General features: G+C 46.3%; 10 protein-coding genes and 1 pseudogene. 2 read left to right on the forward strand and 9 right to left on the reverse strand.

Going from position 1 to position 16070, the window contains the following annotated elements; all coding sequences use genetic code 11:
- Positions 1-164 precede the first annotated feature (164 nt).
- Positions 165-1748 carry an AAA family ATPase gene (locus tag CIK98_RS14700; protein WP_094385537.1) on the forward strand — a complete coding sequence of 528 codons (1584 nt, stop codon included), beginning with the start codon at positions 165-167 and terminating at the stop codon, positions 1746-1748.
- Between the two features lie 97 nt (positions 1749-1845).
- Here the strand turns inward: CIK98_RS14700 and CIK98_RS18975 are convergent, their stop codons facing one another.
- Positions 1846-1980: a hypothetical protein gene (locus tag CIK98_RS18975; RefSeq protein ID WP_256387785.1), complete on the reverse strand. Its 135-nt coding sequence runs from the start codon at positions 1978-1980 to the stop codon at positions 1846-1848.
- Between the two features lie 425 nt (positions 1981-2405).
- Positions 2406-4001 (reverse strand): ATP-binding protein, encoded by a 1596-nt coding sequence (locus CIK98_RS14705; RefSeq protein WP_094385559.1) that lies wholly within the window; start codon positions 3999-4001, stop codon positions 2406-2408.
- Positions 4002-4205: 204 nt separating this feature from the next.
- Here CIK98_RS14705 and CIK98_RS14710 point away from each other — a divergent pair, with 204 nt between their 5' ends.
- The gene (locus tag CIK98_RS14710) at positions 4206-4652 is read left to right on the forward strand and encodes a PepSY-like domain-containing protein (RefSeq protein ID WP_253249757.1); all 447 of its coding nucleotides are present in this window, start codon (positions 4206-4208) and stop codon (positions 4650-4652) included.
- A 115-nt stretch (positions 4653-4767) separates the two neighbouring features.
- Here CIK98_RS14710 and CIK98_RS14715 read toward each other — a convergent pair whose 3' ends face one another.
- The 7 genes and pseudogenes from CIK98_RS14715 to CIK98_RS18775 all read right to left on the reverse strand — a co-directional run.
- Positions 4768-5439, reverse strand: coding sequence for a hypothetical protein (locus CIK98_RS14715; protein ID WP_094385539.1), 672 nt, complete (start codon positions 5437-5439; stop codon positions 4768-4770).
- A 197-nt stretch (positions 5440-5636) separates the two neighbouring features.
- On the reverse strand, positions 5637-7223 hold the full coding sequence (locus tag CIK98_RS14720; protein WP_094385541.1) for a fibronectin type III domain-containing protein: 1587 nt from the start codon (positions 7221-7223) through the stop codon (positions 5637-5639).
- Positions 7224-7261: 38 nt separating this feature from the next.
- On the reverse strand, positions 7262-9082 hold the full coding sequence (locus CIK98_RS14725; protein ID WP_094385543.1) for a RagB/SusD family nutrient uptake outer membrane protein: 1821 nt from the start codon (positions 9080-9082) through the stop codon (positions 7262-7264).
- 21 nt (positions 9083-9103) lie between these two features.
- Positions 9104-12319 carry a TonB-dependent receptor gene (locus tag CIK98_RS14730; RefSeq protein ID WP_094385545.1) on the reverse strand — a complete coding sequence of 1072 codons (3216 nt, stop codon included), beginning with the start codon at positions 12317-12319 and terminating at the stop codon, positions 9104-9106.
- Positions 12320-12551: 232 nt separating this feature from the next.
- Complete coding sequence (locus CIK98_RS14735; protein WP_094385547.1) at positions 12552-13502, reverse strand: pectinesterase family protein; 951 nt, start codon at positions 13500-13502, stop codon at positions 12552-12554.
- A 21-nt stretch (positions 13503-13523) separates the two neighbouring features.
- On the reverse strand, positions 13524-15794 hold the full coding sequence (locus CIK98_RS14740; protein WP_094385549.1) for a bifunctional (p)ppGpp synthetase/guanosine-3',5'-bis(diphosphate) 3'-pyrophosphohydrolase: 2271 nt from the start codon (positions 15792-15794) through the stop codon (positions 13524-13526).
- Between the two features lie 34 nt (positions 15795-15828).
- Positions 15829-15945, reverse strand: a pseudogene (locus CIK98_RS18775) (LysM peptidoglycan-binding domain-containing protein); the annotation flags it as partial.
- Positions 15946-16070 lie beyond the last annotated feature (125 nt).

Below are 16070 nucleotides of genomic sequence, written 5' to 3' on the forward strand. Positions count from 1 at the left end.
CTGTTTAAAGTTACCACAATACCTTGATTTAGCGCAGAAATGTACTAAAGATATATAAAAAAACACTTGTTTTGAGAATAAAAGCGTTCGCTAATCCAACTTTTTTACTACCTTTGCGTCCAAAGGTTGCCAGACCTTCCTATCATTATTTATCAAAACATCGTATGGGCACATATATTAATAAAGGAAATTACGATTTTTCACAGGCTCTGAACTCAACATATGTTGATAAGTCAAGTCTTATCTCAGTAATTAACGGAACACTGTTTACTGAGCAACGACGCAGCTGTGTAACTCGTTCACGTCGCTTTGGCAAATCCATGGCGGCTAATATGCTTTGTGCTTATTATGACCGTTCATGTGATTCGCGTTCACTTTTTGAGAACCTGGAAATTGCTAAAGATCCATCTTTTGAAAAATATCTGAACAAGTTTCCTGTAATCAAGTTGGACATTACTGACTTTACCACACAGTTCAAAGACGATCCTACCATAATTGACAAAATGCAGGAGGCGTTGAAGGCTGATGTCAGAGAGGCATATCCAAATATCATTCGTGATGACTTCAAAGACGATTTTATGGAAATGCTTATCCGCATCAATCAGGCGACAGGAGATTCCTTCATCATGGTAATTGACGAATGGGATGCCATCTGTAGGGAATTTGAATATGGTAGCAAGGTAATGGATTTGTATGTCAACTGGCTCAGACGTATGTTCAAAGGCAGCAATACTCTTCGTGTTTTTGCTGGCATTTATATGACAGGCATCTTGCCCATCAAGAAATATAACACGGAGTCTGCTCTGAATAATTTTGTGGAATATTCAATGTTATTGCCACGCAAAGCTGCACGGTTCTTTGGTTTTACGAAGTCGGAGGTAAAGGATCTCTGCCAAAGTCATGATATGGATTTTGATGAGATGACGAAATGGTACGATGGCTATCATATTGGAAATGAACCTTCTATGTTTAATCCAAACTCTGTTATGCAGGCTATCGATGCAGGTGTGTGTGTGAATTTCTGGGCTACGACGGGTGCATATGACAAGGTTGCTACGTACATTGAGATGAACTTCGAAGGTTTGAAGGATGATGTTATCTCAATGATTGCCGGTGGTACATGTCCAGTAAGGGTTACAAAATTCTCAAACGACATGCATGACATTAAATGCAAGGATGATGTGCTCACTGTTCTCATCCATCTGGGATACCTTGCATACAATCCTGAAACGAGAAGATGTTATATTCCGAACTTTGAGGTTATGCAAGAAATGGAGAATGCTGTAGAAGACAGCCGTTGGAGAATAGCCAAAACAGTTTCCGAATCCTGTGACTTGCTTGATGCTACACTTAATGGTGATGCAGATTTTGTAGCCAAAGCTATTGATCAAGCACACGATGAGAATACAAGCATACTCTCATACAACAACGAGAACTCACTTGCCTGTGTCCTGACTGTAGCATACATCTATGCCCAGAATGACTACATCGTTCATCGTGAACTCGCTACAGGCAAGGGCTTTGCAGACCTCGTTCTTATTCCACGCAAGAATGTTGACAAACCAGCCATCGTTCTCGAACTCAAATACAAAAAGGATGTAGATGCCGCCATCGATCAGATAAAGCGCAAGAAATATGTGAGCAAGATAGAACAGTACACAGGTGACATCCTTTTGGTAGGAATCAACTACGACAAGAAAGAAAAACTGCACTCTTGTGTAATCGAAACCGTTACAAAAAAAATATAAGAATGTAGCTTCGCCCAAACTCTTTCTGACAATCAACCCAAAATTACAGTTGCTTGAGTGTGTCACCCCCTTCGCTCCATGTCCATTACAGACACTTCTACGCTACTACGGGGCAATCCGCCACAGAAGCGAACTTCGGTACGTTTCTGCCTTGTTCGTCACTTTCAGCATTTTCCTTTGGCATTCCTACTTCTGCTTCCCACGTTCCACCAACGACCTGTATTACTGTCATGCCACCTCTATGCCGCATGCCACAATGCCATAAACAGGTTATTGCATTGCTTGTCGCCAGAACTGTCCGACACTGACTTTTTACATGACTTGAATCAGGATTAACGACACCTCTTCGAATGGTTCACTTGCGTTCAGCTCAGTAATACGTACCTCTCTGCAACGCTCACCACCGCAACGTTTCCGACTGCAGCAACTTGCAGAGGGTTTGATGCCAGTGCCTGCACACCGACACCGAGAGACCTTCTCTCATCTCATTGGCAGTTACGGCTACATCTTATATGGAAGGTAGCCAACCCTTTATATATAGATGTGCGCCTCGTGGCACACGGACAGATTCATCAACCCGAAAAAGTGAACCAAGGTACCTGTCCCCTGTGACCCTTCAATTTGGAACGTCTAACTGGACACCTAGATAAAAAGCAATCAAGATATAGGATGAGTCATAAATCCGTCGATGGTGCCTTTCTCCGAAGAGAAGTTGATGCCGAGGGCTATGAGTTTGCGGCTATCGGCGGCATAGGGCTTGGCATAGCCCTTTTCTTCTATTTGACGAAGGGCTGCCTCGGCCGAACCGTTGAGCTTGAACTCGATGATATAGACGTAGTTGGGACACTCCACCACACAGTCTATGCGACCCTCGCTCGTCTCCTTCTCTGCCACCATGCTGTAGAAGGCAAGCATCTTGACTATGAGATAGAAGGTGTATTGGAAATAACGCTCACACTCCATCGGGTCCTGCTTGCGCTGGAAGCGGTAGGTGACGGAGGAGAGTAGTGAGGTCATGAGTTTCTCTAATCTTGTGGTGTCGCCCTTCTCTAAAGCATCAGTCACATCATTTACCCAAGATTTTGGTTGGGATGATTCTGAGAAATAGCGTGAAGCGAGAGTTTCGATAAATCCATTGCGTACTTCCTCGTTCGGAAAGTCGAGAAAATATGTATTACGGTCTATATTGCAATCCTTAATCGTGAGATATCCGCTTTGGTAGATCATAGGCAGGGGTTGCTCAATGTCAGCCTTATAGTCGATAAACTGCGAGGCATCGTAGTATCTGCCCACTAGTTCGTTGATGTTCTCGTTGCTATGGGCGAGCAGGCGCACAAGGTATGTTGGTGTGCCTGAGGCAAACCAGAAATTATGCATTCTCTTTGACTTGAGGCAGTTGAGGATACTGAAGGGGTTGAAGATGTCTATCATTTCCTCGCCGAAATGATAGCCGTCGTATTTCTTTTTCAGTCGTTCAACAGCTTCGTCATAACTGATTTTGAATTTGTCTGCAAGTTCGTGAATCGGTTCGTCAAATACAGACAATAGTTCCTCTTTGGTTATTCCACAGAGACTCTCAAAATCACCCGACATACTGATATCCTCCGGCTGGTTGAATCCGCTGAACACGCTCACCTGTGAGAACTTCGTTACTCCTGTGAGCATCACAAACTGGAGGTCCTCGTCGACCAGTTTGAATACACTGTATAGAGCTTTCAATATTCCTCGGTGTATATCCTCCAATTTTGTTTCCTTTCCGTTGAGCATTCCTGTGTATCCAGTGTCAATCACGTCGAGAAGCGGTTTGTCGTATTCGTCAATAAGCACTACAGCACGTCGTCCCGACTTCAAGTGTGCTTGTTTAAATATGTAGGCAAGCCTTGTTCCGATTTCCTGGTTTATTGGGTCATTGCCCCATTGTTTCTCCCAAGTCTCCACATATCCCAGAATGCGTTTTTCCAGTTCTCCGTCTTTGTCGTAGTTTCCGCCGTTGAAGTCGATATGGAACACAGGATATTCCGCCCATTTGGTCTCGAGCTTGTCGATGGCAAGTCCCCTGAACAGGTCTTTCCTACCCTGGAAATAGTATTTGAGAGTGGAGAGCAGCAGACTCTTGCCGAATCGCCTCGGGCGACTCAGAAAGTAGATATGTCCCTCGTTGGCGAGTTTATACACCAAGTCGGTCTTGTCGACATACACATATCCGTCTTCGATAATCTTCTCGAAATCCTGTATTCCTATGGGGTACTTCATACGCATAATTGTTCTTTTCAGTGGCAAAGTTACATCATTTTTCTGATATTAACAAGAGGTGGAGGAGGAAATGGGGTGGGAATACAGTTAAAAATACATAATGGCATTTTACTTTTACGGGATATGATAGTCTAATAATATAAAGGGGGATATAATAATTATTGAAACCTTATCAAATGATTTAGTAACTTAAACAACAACATTATGAAAAGGACAGTTAAAACTATCATGATTGTCATTTGCTGTGTAATGGCATTTTTTATGCCTGCAAATGCAGACAACAACAAGCCTATCAAGGTGACGGAGCTTCCGGTTAAGGCCCAAACAGTACTCTCACAACATTTCAATAACCAGAAGGTGACTTTTGCATCTATCGAGTCGGGGATTATAGACAAGAACTATGACGTGGTACTGCAAAACGGCACTAAACTTGAGTTTGACAAGAAGGGAAATGTGACGGAGATTGACTGCAAGCATGGTGCAGTGCCTGAGAAACTGATTCCGCAGGCTATCAACACATACTTGCAGGAAAACTACTCTGGACAGACCGTGAGGAAGATTGAGTTCAACAAGAATGAATACGAGTTGGAATTATCCAATGGTATCGACATTACATTCAACAAGCATTTCCAGGTGATTGATATCGATTGATTATCAAGGGTGTTGAGGGCGCTATGACTTTATAGGTCATACATGAAGTGAAAAAAGACCTTTGCCACGATTGTGACAAAGGTCTTATTGAGTTGCCTGCTATAAAAGCTTGCGATTACTGAGCGATTTTCTTGCCGTTCTTGATTACCAAACCCTTAGCGCTTGACTTCACCTGCTGGCCGCCAAGGTTGTAAGAAGCTGCGTTTGCCTTCTCTGCCTTTACAGAAGAAACGCCTGTAGGGTCATCTGGGTCTGTGGCAGGTGAAGCGGTACGAGTTACCAACAACTTTGTGATGCACGTACCAGTATTACCATTACGACCAATATAAAGCTTCTCATTATCTTCTTCAAGAGTATAAGATTCTTCTACAGGTTCATCCGATGAGAGTCTTCCATTTATAAAGTCTGTAAAGGTATTAAGGGCTGTACATTTACCATCGGCATCTTTTACAAAAATTACAGCTGTACCTCTCTTAGATCCAACTTCTGTATCTTTTATTGAAACAGCTCCTGCAATTGTAACAACGTCACCTTTCTTAAACCCACCTTCACAAGTAAGTTCGATGTGATTACCATTTGAGACACCATCTGACGTGTACCCATTGGCCAACTTCAAACAAGCTACAGCATCTGAATTTTGGTGAATCTTTACAGTTGTTTCTGTTGTTGTACCACTAACTGCCCATCCTGAAACACCACCTTCAGTTGGAAATGAAACCAAAGTCGTTTGTGCGTTAACACTTACGGCCATTACAGCCATTGCAATTAAAGTAAAAATTTTCTTCATAAATGTTTTTGTTTAAGTTAATGTTATAATTTTTTATATTTGATTGCGAAGATACGACAAAAAAGCGAAAGAAGAAAAAGTGATAAAGGTTTATTAACAAAAAAGGAACGTAAAGGTTTACGTACAAGGGTGAAAAAAAAGCGACACCATTACAGGTGTCGCCCCTCCTTTTATACAATCTTAAAAAAGACAAACTATCAATACCATCTTGAAGCACCTACTTTAAGCTTCGAAACGTCTTCGTTGCCAATGGTGAAGTCACCATTCTTTGCATCCTTAAAGTTTGGATCGTCTACTGCCTTACCAGTCTCATCGACGAAGAGGTTGGTCTTGCCACCTTCAGCACCATCGAGAACGTTGAGCTTTGCACAATTGAAGTATGCATTGTTGCTAAACTCAGGAACACCAGTCTTCGACTGATTACTCCAAACAGCAGCTGTATTTGTGACAAGGTTGTTCTTCCAAACGATAACGTTGCCTACATAGCGAACATAGAGGAGACGCTTGCCGGAAGTGTTAGCACAACCATCGATAGTACACTGGTCAACAGTAATAGTAGGAGTACCTCCAAGAGAAGATGCATCGTCCATACGGATGAAGTCGCGGGCTGCACAGCTATTGTAAATTGTACAGTCGAGGAAGTTGAGCTCGTCGATGCGTCCCTTGCGGCAGTCAAACATGTCACCTCCGTCGCAGATGATATCGTGGATGAGACACTTGTTGAACTCTAACTTGTTTACGGTGGCTGCCACGTTCAGGTAGTATACACCCTTACCGAAGTTGCGCACCTCAGAGTTCTGAACGCTCAACAATGGATATGTCACGCCAGCTGTCTTGAAGTTGAATGCCTGGTCGGTGGTAGAATTGTCAACGCCATCGATGATAACCTGGTTGATTTCAAGAGATGCGCCATCGTAAATCTCGAAGCGACCCTTAACGACAGGAACGTTGGTAGGATAGATACCCTTGATAATTATGCTCTTGTATACCTTGGCAGCACTTGCCTTGCCTTCCTCCTCGGCGTCTGCAATAATGTGGGTACCTCCATAGAGAGCAAATACCTGTCCATCCTCAGCATTAGCTATCAATTCACCGAGGTCGTCACCCTCATGAACGAGAGTAGCTCCGTTGAGGTCGGCGATTGTAGTGAACGACTTTGAGCCACGCTGCTTCTCGCCATTGTAGAGACGAACGGTGTAGGCTGTCTCAGGGGTGAGTCCGTCTACTACCACCTTACCTGCAGCCACCTCGTCGGCAGAAACGGTCTGCTCCTTTACGAGCACCTCGTCAGAATAAACGCGCACTGCAGTGGCAGCTTCGCCTGCAGGCCATGTGAGGGTGACGCTACGGTCTGCCACGTCGCTCTCAGAGATAGAGTTGAATATCTGCTGGGCTGATGTGCGGAAGAACACGTTGCTCCACTTTGAGTTGCGGCTTGCGTCGCTATTGTCAATGGTCATCACACGAGCTGAATACTTGGTGTCATATATGAGACCTGTCACCTTTACCTTTGCATACTCAATGTCAGTCAAGGTGTAACTTGGGCTTCCCTCGAAGGTGAGGCTGTCGTCCTGGAATATCTCGATGGTGTAAGTCACGTCATCGTGCGACTTTGTCCATTCGAGAGTGATGCTGTTTTCTGTGGCACTCTTTGCCTCAAGTCCGACAGGAGCGAAGTCGCGGCCAAGCAGTACGCTGGTGAGTTCTTCAGAAGCGTCGCCACAAGATGTAAGGGCGAGCGAACCCAACCCTAACATCATTGTATATATAAGTTTTTTGTTCATGATAATCTTTCTTGTTATTGATTATTGTTCAACGTGGATTAAAGCTGGCCGAGGTTGCCATCATTGTTGAGCATATTGTTGCTCTTGTTGATGAAGGTCTGCCAGATAGGCCAGAGGTAGTTGAGACTTGGCTTCTTGACGTATATACCTTCTATATAGTCGTCGGTAATGATGTTTGAGCCGTCCTTGCTTGCCACAAACCAGTCTTTGGCTGTGTAGCCATCTGCCTTGAGGTTTGAGCCTTCGTCGTCGGTGTCGCCATGGTTGAGACCATAGATAAGGATGTCCTCTCCATTGTCGGCGAGCTTCCAGTAAATCTTCACTGGCAGGTCGGCATATGCACCCTGACGGTTAGCGAGGTCAGTAAGCTTCTGCTTGCACTCAGCCATCTTCTCGTCGATGATACCCCAGCGCACGAGGTCTGCCTTGCGGAGAGCCTCACCAGCGAACTCAAATGCACGCTGCTCTACGATACCATCCTGGAACGCCTCCTTGTTTGCGGTATATTTAGCCTGAAGAGCTGCAACCTTGTCGGCAGGAAGAGCTCGGTCGAGCACTGGCTTCATATATTTCCATGCAGCTGTTGGTCCTTCGAGATAGTTGACAGCCTCTGCAGCCATGAGATAAACGTCGGCAAGACGCATGTACTGCCAGTTCACACCGTCGTCGTTTGTGGATGTAACGATACGCTTCATCCACTCATATCGAAGCTTACCAAAGCACCACTTATTGATGGCGCGGAGCTGCTGATGAGACTTACCCTCGACGAGTTCCTTACTCCAGTCGTAAGGCACGCAGGTGATATCGCGGCGGATGTCGTCAACATCGTAGTCGTAGTAGAGGTAAGGCATCGGGCCGTTTACGCCACCCTGAGCCTGCTGGGTATATTGGTCCTTGGCATTGTGCTTTACACCCCATGTGTAGAGTACACGTCCACGACCATCGGAGAAAGGAATTTCCCAAAGCGACTCGTCGCCAGCAGTGACGTTGTCCTGACAGAGCTTCACGAAGTTTGACTTGAAGTCGCCGAGTTTGTTGCAGCCCTGGTTGATGATGTCGATACATTCATCCTTTACAATCTGCATCATCTTGTCCTGAGAGAGTTCTGGATCGTTAGAACGACGGTAGCCGTCGCTACGGAGAGCATAACCACAAGCATATAGGGCGATACGGGCGCGAAGACCCTTTACGAAAGCCTTGCTCACGCGCTCGGTAGACTTGGTGATGGAGCTTTCCTTTGGCCAGTAGCAATACTGCTCAGCCTCTGCGAGGTCGGCAAGGAGCTGACGATAGATAGAGTCCTTGCTGGCACGTGGCAAATACACATTAGAAGGATTGTTTGGCACAAAGCGTGCAGGAACATCACCCCAAGCCTTTACAAGGTCGTTATATACTACGGCACGCAGTGTGAGTGCTTCGCCGAGAAGGTGGGCCATATCCTTGTTCTGCTCTACATTACCGTGTTTGCGTATTCCCTCGATAGCGAGGTTAGCACGCTCAATGCCTTCATAGAACTTTGCATAGGCATTGTTGTCGGTGTTCATCTGGCCGTTGGTAGAGAGTGTTCCGTAGTTCAAGAGGCTCTGCTTGTCTGTTGCTTGGTCCTTGAGTGAAGGATATGTACCGCTACCGGTCTCGAGGTCGGTGTTAAGTCCATAGTAAGGCAGGAATCGACCACGGTAAGAGTTGGTCTCGCCGAAAGAGATATGTATTGACATCACCTCGGCTTCGGCAAGAGAATAGGTGGAGAACACCGAAGTCTCATCCAAGGTGGAAATCGTTGGCGCATCCATGTCGCAAGAGCTTACCACAGCGGCAAGAGACATAGCCAAAACTGATGATTTTATATATTTATTCATAATATGTTCCTTATTTATATATTAGAAGTTCAAGTTCAAACCTACTACGAATGAGCGGCTGCGTGGATAACCTGAGTAGTCAACACATGGTGTGAGCGAGGTGTTGCGGATACAATCAGACTCTGGGTCTACACCTGAGTAGTCGGTGATGGTAAACACGTTGTAAGCCGTTACATAGAAGCGGAGGCTGTTGATGCCAGCCTTCTTTGTCAAACTTGTTGGCAATGTATATCCGAGCGAGAGTGTGTTCAGACGGAGGAACGAGGCGTTCTCGATAGCCCAGTCGGTAAGCACCATCTTGCTCATATAAGGCGACCACATTGTGGTGTTCTTGTTCATCTCGGCGAGCTGAACAGGATCGTTACAGAGTGTACCGTCTTCGTTGAGGTTGGTCCAACGTACACCGTCGGCCATCTCGGTAATCATGTTACGATACTGATACTTACCTGTAGATGTGAACTCAATCTTGTTAGCGTTATATATCTCGTTGCCTACAGAGAAGTTGAACTGTGCTGAGAGGTCGAAGCCGTATGCACGGGCGTTGATACCGAAACCTCCGGTGAAATCAGGATTAACATCACCGATAATCACGTTGTCCTCTTCGCCGATCATACCGTTACCCTTGCCACCTTCTTCAGTAGGCTGGTCAACGAGCTTGAGCGAACCTGGGCGTACTGTTCCGATAACAGGAGTAGCATCGGCAACACCTTCCTTAAGAATCCACTTGCCAGTCTTCTTGTCGTAGCCTTCGAAGTCGCTGACTTCATAGCGTCCTGCACTCTGGTAGCCACGAATCTGTCCTACGGGCTGACCAACGGCGAGCCAGTAGTCCTGACCGATTTCGGTAGAAGCCCAGCGGCTGTTCCATCCGAAGTCTTCCATGGCACCGAGGTCCTTGATCTTGTTCTTGTTGAAACCAATATTTCCATTGATGTCGAGACCGACATTCTTCTTGTTGATTGCATGCCATGTGGCAGTGATTTCAAGACCCTTGTTTTCGGTCTCACCCATGTTACGATACTGGTTGTCATATCCTGTACCACCTACAGGGAATGCAATGAGCAGGTCTTTGGTGGTGTTGAGATAAGCCTCAACGCTACCGCTGAACTTGCCACCGAAGAGGGTGAAGTCGAGACCTACGTTACGTGTGATGGTGGTCTCCCACTTCAGGTCAGGGTTAGCCATGGTCTTTGAAGGAGCCCAGAAGCTGGTGAAGTCGTTTACCCATGTAGAGGTCTTGAGCTCGTAGGTCTGTGAGAGCTGGCCTACAGGGATGTTGTTGTTACCGGCAGTACCATAAGAGAAGCGGAGCTTCAAGTCGTCGAGCCACTTGCTGGTGCCCTTCATGAATGGCTCAGAAGAGATACGCCATGCGACGGCAGCTGATGGGAAGTAACCCCAACGGTTTTCCTTTGCGAACTTAGAAGAAGCGTCGGCACGGAATGTGGCGCTGAAGAGATACTTGTCCTGGAAGTTATAGTTCAGACGGCCGAAGAAAGAGAGGAGCTTGTCGTCGGCGCTATATACGTCGTCAATCTGATATGGAGTACCCTGAGATGTGAGTTTCCATGCTGTAGAAGCGTCGAAGTCAACTGGGAAACCGTGTGCCTCGTTGGTGTTGACACGCTTCTTTGTGATTACATACTCGTGACCTGCGAGAAGGTTAAGGCTGTGGTCTTCGCTCTTAAGCAACTTCTTGAAGTCGTAGCTGATGGTATTGGTGTTGCGGAAGCGATGACGGTTGGTGTCGATAAGACGGATGGCCGGCATATTCTGGTTTTCACCTGCAGGTACGTTCTTAACATAATATGTAGTAAGACCGAAGAACTTCTTGTCGTACTGGTTGTAGTCATCGTAGCCGAACTCAGTCTTCAGGCGGAGGTCGTCAATCACTTCCCATCCGAACGAACCGGCGATGTTAAGAGTCTTCTTCTCACGCTCCATGTCGTTGTCGCGCTGAGCCTCAACTGGGTTGTAGAGGTTACCGAGGTCGTCGTCGGCAGCTCCGGCAGAAGCATCGAGGTTGGCGAGAGGAATCGGGGTATAGATAACAGAGTACTTCAGACGGCGGTCGGTGTCGTATGCACCTGTAGCATCCTGAGCACCACCACCATAAACGTCTGTATCAGAGTAGCGAGCCTGGAAGTCGAGTGTAGTGCGCTTTGTAGGCTTGGTGTTCAGTTTGAGGCTGAAGTTATCACGCTTGTAACTTGAACCGAGCAGGATGGCCTTGTCGTTCATGTGGGCATAGCTGAAGGCATACTTGATCTGGTCGGTACCACCGGTGATGTTCACGTTGTGGTTGAAGGTGTTACCTGTACGGCCATACATTACGTCCTGCCAGTCGTTGCCCTCGATGTCCTTGTAAAGATCGAGGTCCTGATACTCACCGAAATACTGAGTGTAAGAGCTCAGGTCGTTCTCATTCTTGAGCAGAGCGAGCTCATACTGCCACTTAGCGTAGTCGTAGGTGCTGAGCACGTCGAAGGTATTGGCAATCTTCTTCCAGCTGTAGTAAGCGTTGTAGCTCACGTTCACCTTACCGCTCTTACCGCTCTTAGTAGTAACGAGGATTACACCGTTAGCACCACGCGAACCGTAGATGGCTGTAGAAGAAGCATCCTTGAGCACTGTGATGTCCTCGATGTCGGTAGCAGGTATGTCAGAGATTGTCTCCACAGGGAATCCGTCGACGATGTAGAGCGGGTCGTTGCTCTGTGTGATAGAACCACCACCACGCACGCGAATCTTCACCTCAGCGTCAGGCGAACCTTCAGTAGTGGTCACCTGCACACCAGCCATCTTACCTGTAAGAGCTTCAGAAGCCGAAGCCACAGGCACTTCCTGAAGAGCTTTGTTGTTAACGGTAGCCACAGAACCAGTGAGGTCCTTTTTGCGAACTGTACCATAACCGATCACCACGAGGTCGTTAAGGCTTGTAGCCTCGTCTTCGAGAGTGATGTCGAACTTTGATTTGTTTCCCACTGCAATGGTTTGTGTCTTCATACCGATGTAAGACACTACGATCGGGTTCTTTCCCGAAACCTTGATGGTAAAATTACCGTCGAAGTCTGTCACGACGCCATTTTGCGTACCTTTTTCAAGGACACTTGCACCGATGACGCCTTCTCCACTGGAGTCCTTTACCGTACCGGTGATAGTTTTTTGCGCAAAAGCGAGGAAACAAACCATCGTCATGAGCAGAGCCACAGAGGCTCTCTTGAGCTGTTGTTTCATACGTTTGTCTTTTTTAGTTAGTATAAAATTAAATTAATTATTGATTTCTTTTATAATATAGTTTGTTTAATAGGTTTCCTTTACGACAATGCTTGTTCGTAGGAATTTCCGTTGCAAATTTATATTAAAAATGTCACATATTAAAGTTTTATCTCAAAAATTGTACCTAAATTAACAATTATTATACCTTATATGGAGAAAAGGCGACTTCTCTACTACAGATGCCTATGATTTAGAATTTTCCTATAACATTTTCGGGTGTGATATGCCTTGCTTCCTTGTCGGTCACTTGACGGCTCCACCCCACTCTATTCTTTGTGTCTGCTCCGGCTCCATGGTTGCGGTATTCGAGGTAGCGGGCCGTCTGCTCTCTGTTTTTCTGCCAATGGTGCCAGCCTTCAGGTCGTATGTGGGATCCAAGTTCGCATTCCATGAAGAGCGTATAGCCATAGTCGCGCCATGGACGGCCGAGATATACCTTCGTCACGTTGGGGTCGGCAGTCAGTCGGCAGTTGTGGAACACGTAGCCGTAGGGTTGGTCGGCTGGTGTGGAGGCGGCAGTGATGTATGAGTCAGCCTTGCTGCGTATCTCGCAGTTTTCAAACCATGCCGTGCCCGGACCGAAGATGAAGTCGGTGGTGCCTTCTATATAACAATTGTTGAACAGTTGTCGGCTGCCAGCCACTCCGGTGTAGACTGTGTCTTGATGGCCGAGGAAGCGACAGTTGACGAATGTTAGGCAGTCTCCTTCTGTGTGTAGTGCGACAGCCTGTCCGAGTCTGGCCGAATTGTTTTCGACTGTGATATTCTTCAGTGTGATGTGGCTGCCTTCAATTTTCAGTGTATAAGTTCTGAAGGTGCCCATGCCGTTAGGTCTTTCTTGGGTTTTAATGTTGGCATGGTCGTCCCAGGTGATGACGGTGTTGTCTCTGTCCTCTCCACATATTTCTATATTGGTGAGCCAGGAAGGGATGATAAGTTTTTCCTTATACACCCCTTTCTTCACGTAAATCACCTTATGGTAGTCCATAAACGCCCTGCACACCTCTATGGCGTCGTCGACGTTTCGGAACTCTCCTGTACCGTCGCGTGCCACGACGAGTGTGTCAGGATTATCATATTTGTTTGCGGCAGAAGCTGTGAGCGCCAGCAGTGCCAAAAGAGAAATAATAATATTCTTCATTCTTCACTCTTCATTCTTCATTTACATAATCTGACTTACTTCTTGCAGTCCGCTGATTTTCTTCAGATTGTCGATGAGTAGTCTCACGTCTTCACGATCATGAACCCTGATTTCGAATTGCCCGTCGAAGATATCGTCGTCGCATGTGATGTTTACGGTGTGGATGTTGACATTCATCTGTCGTGAGATAACGTTGGTCACCTCGTTGAGCAATCCGATGTGGTCGATGCCCTTAATTTGCACTGTCGCGTCGAAGAATAGTGTTTTGTTCATCTCCCACTTTGCATCGAGTATGCGATTGCCGAAGCTCGACTTCAGTCGCGCTGCCACGGGACATGCCCTATTATGAATCTCTATCTGCTTCTTGTTGTCGATAAATCCGAGCACATCGTCACCTGGGATAGGATGGCAACAGTGCATGAACTTATATTGCGATATGTTGCTGTCGGTAATGAATATAGGTTTTTTCCTGTTCAGCTTATCGTCGACGACCATCAGATTAGAAGAGCCCTGCTCTTCCGTCTTCTTGTTTTTTCCAGTCTTGAAGAATGGTACAAACTTTCTCCATCCCTTTCCTGTGGTTTCTTTTCGTCGACCTGTTAGTTCGTCGATGTCTTTCTCACCGAGTATGATAGTTTTCTCTCCGACACCACGCAAGAAGTCTTCGCGTTTTGGCACGTTGTGGAATACGGCAAGCTGGTCGATAGCCGTTGTGGTATATTCGATATCGTTTACAGTGAAGAACGAGCGCAACTGCTCTTCACCCTGCTTTTGTATCTCTCTACCGTCGCGTCTGAGTATGGCTTGTATTTTAGCCTTGGCCTTTGCTGTGGACACGAAGTTGATCCATGAAGCCTGTACGTGTTGCGACTTTGATGTAATGATTTCCACTTGGTCGCCACTTTGCAGCTTATGGCTCAGTGGCACGAGTTTATGGTTGACCTTTGCACCGATACAATGGCTTCCGAGGAAGGTATGTATAGAGAAGGCAAAGTCGAGGGCCGTACATCCTGCCGGCATGGTCTTTATCTCTCCCTTTGGTGTGAATACGAATATCTCCGAGGCAAAGAGGTTGAGTTTTATTGCGTCGAGGAAGTCCATGGCGTCTGGTTGCGGGTCGTCGAGTATTTCCTTAATGGTGTGTAGCCACTCGTTGAGTTCTCCCTCGTCTTCAGTAAACTCTATTTCTCCTCCCTCCTTATATTTCCAGTGGGCAGCAAATCCCTGTTCAGCAATTTCGTCCATACGGTCGGACCTTATCTGCACCTCGATCCATCGTCCTTGTTTCGACATCAGTGTTACGTGCAGAGCCTGATATCCGTTGGCTTTTGGATGGTTAAGCCAGTCGCGCAGTCGGTCGGGATGTGACTTGTATATTTGGCTGATGGCGACATAGATGTTGAAGCATTCGTTGATTTCGTCTTCCCTGTGTTTTGGTGTGAATATGATTCTTACGGCAAGTATATCGTAAATTTCCTCAAACGAGACATGCTTGTTATGCATCTTGTTCCAGATGGAGTAAGGGCTTTTCACGCGTTCCTTTATGACATACTTTATGCCCATATTGTCGAGGGCTTGCTCTATGGGCGAGGTAAACAGGTCGAAGAGTTCATGGCGCGACTCCTGTGTGGAGGCGAGCTTTTTCTCTATTGCGGCATACTCGTCAGGGTGTTCGTATTTGAAGCTCAGGTCTTCAAGTTCGGTCTTTATTTTGTTAAGTCCGAGGCGATTGGCCAGTGGGGCGTAGAGATAGAGTGTCTCTCCGGCAATCTTATACTGTTTGCTTGCTGGCTGGCTTGCCAGGGTGCGCATATTATGGAGTCGGTCGCATATTTTGATGAGGATGACACGTATGTCGTCGCTCATGGTGAGCAGCAGTTTCTTGAAGTTCTCTGCCTGTGCCGATGCCTGTTCGCCGAAGATTCCACCGCTGATTTTTGTCAGTCCGTCAACGATCTGCGCTATTTTTGCGCCGAATATGTTTTCGATGTCTTCGGTAGTATAGTCGGTGTCTTCCACCACATCGTGCAGCAATGCTGCACAGATGCTGGTAGAACCTAGTCCCACTTCCTCGCATGCGATCTGCGCCACTGCTATCGGGTGTAGGATATAAGGTTCTCCTGAGAGTCGTCTTACTCCTTTGTGTGCCTGTCGGGCAAAGTTGTATGCCTTAGTGATGATATCAACTTTCTGACGGTGTCTGGATATGCTGTAAGTGTCCAATAGATGCTGGAACGCCCCTGTTATCAGCATATCGTCCTGTTCTTCTCTTTTTTTCTGCTCGTCATCCATAACTATACCTTATTAATATATATATTAGCTCTTTCTATCTCACCCTAAGTTTCTTTCCGGCCCTGATGTTTGACCCCTTTATGCCGTTGAGTTTCCTTAGTTTTGCCACTGTAGTATGGTTTTTCTTTGCAATCTCCGATAGGGTCTGTCCTAGGCTGTCAAGTTTGTTGAATTTTCCTGTACCATTTTCACTATAGTTTTTATCGATAAGAGTGTTAATTTAACGTGTTTATTTTTAACAGTTTGGTGACGTGTTTTTAACATTAAAAACTTGTA

Source organism: Prevotella sp. P2-180 (assembly GCF_002251435.1).
In the GTDB taxonomy this organism is placed as follows: Bacteria; Bacteroidota; Bacteroidia; order Bacteroidales; family Bacteroidaceae; genus Prevotella.

What these genes read in the sequence shown, in the direction of transcription:
- CIK98_RS14740 (WP_094385549.1), bottom strand. Translation starts at nt 15,794, where the DNA reads ATGGATGACGAGCAGAAAAAAAGAGAAGAACAGGACGATATGCTGATA.
- CIK98_RS14705 (WP_094385559.1), bottom strand. Translation starts at nt 4,001, where the DNA reads ATGAAGTACCCCATAGGAATACAGGATTTCGAGAAGATTATCGAAGAC.
- CIK98_RS14735 (WP_094385547.1), bottom strand. Translation starts at nt 13,502, where the DNA reads ATGAAGAATATTATTATTTCTCTTTTGGCACTGCTGGCGCTCACAGCT.
- CIK98_RS14725 (WP_094385543.1), bottom strand. Translation starts at nt 9,082, where the DNA reads ATGAATAAATATATAAAATCATCAGTTTTGGCTATGTCTCTTGCCGCT.
- CIK98_RS14730 (WP_094385545.1), bottom strand. Translation starts at nt 12,319, where the DNA reads ATGAAACAACAGCTCAAGAGAGCCTCTGTGGCTCTGCTCATGACGATG.
- CIK98_RS14710 (WP_253249757.1), top strand. Translation starts at nt 4,206, where the DNA reads ATGAAAAGGACAGTTAAAACTATCATGATTGTCATTTGCTGTGTAATG.
- CIK98_RS14715 (WP_094385539.1), bottom strand. Translation starts at nt 5,439, where the DNA reads ATGAAGAAAATTTTTACTTTAATTGCAATGGCTGTAATGGCCGTAAGT.
- CIK98_RS18975 (WP_256387785.1), bottom strand. Translation starts at nt 1,980, where the DNA reads ATGACAGTAATACAGGTCGTTGGTGGAACGTGGGAAGCAGAAGTAGGA.
- CIK98_RS14720 (WP_094385541.1), bottom strand. Translation starts at nt 7,223, where the DNA reads ATGAACAAAAAACTTATATATACAATGATGTTAGGGTTGGGTTCGCTC.
- CIK98_RS14700 (WP_094385537.1), top strand. Translation starts at nt 165, where the DNA reads ATGGGCACATATATTAATAAAGGAAATTACGATTTTTCACAGGCTCTG.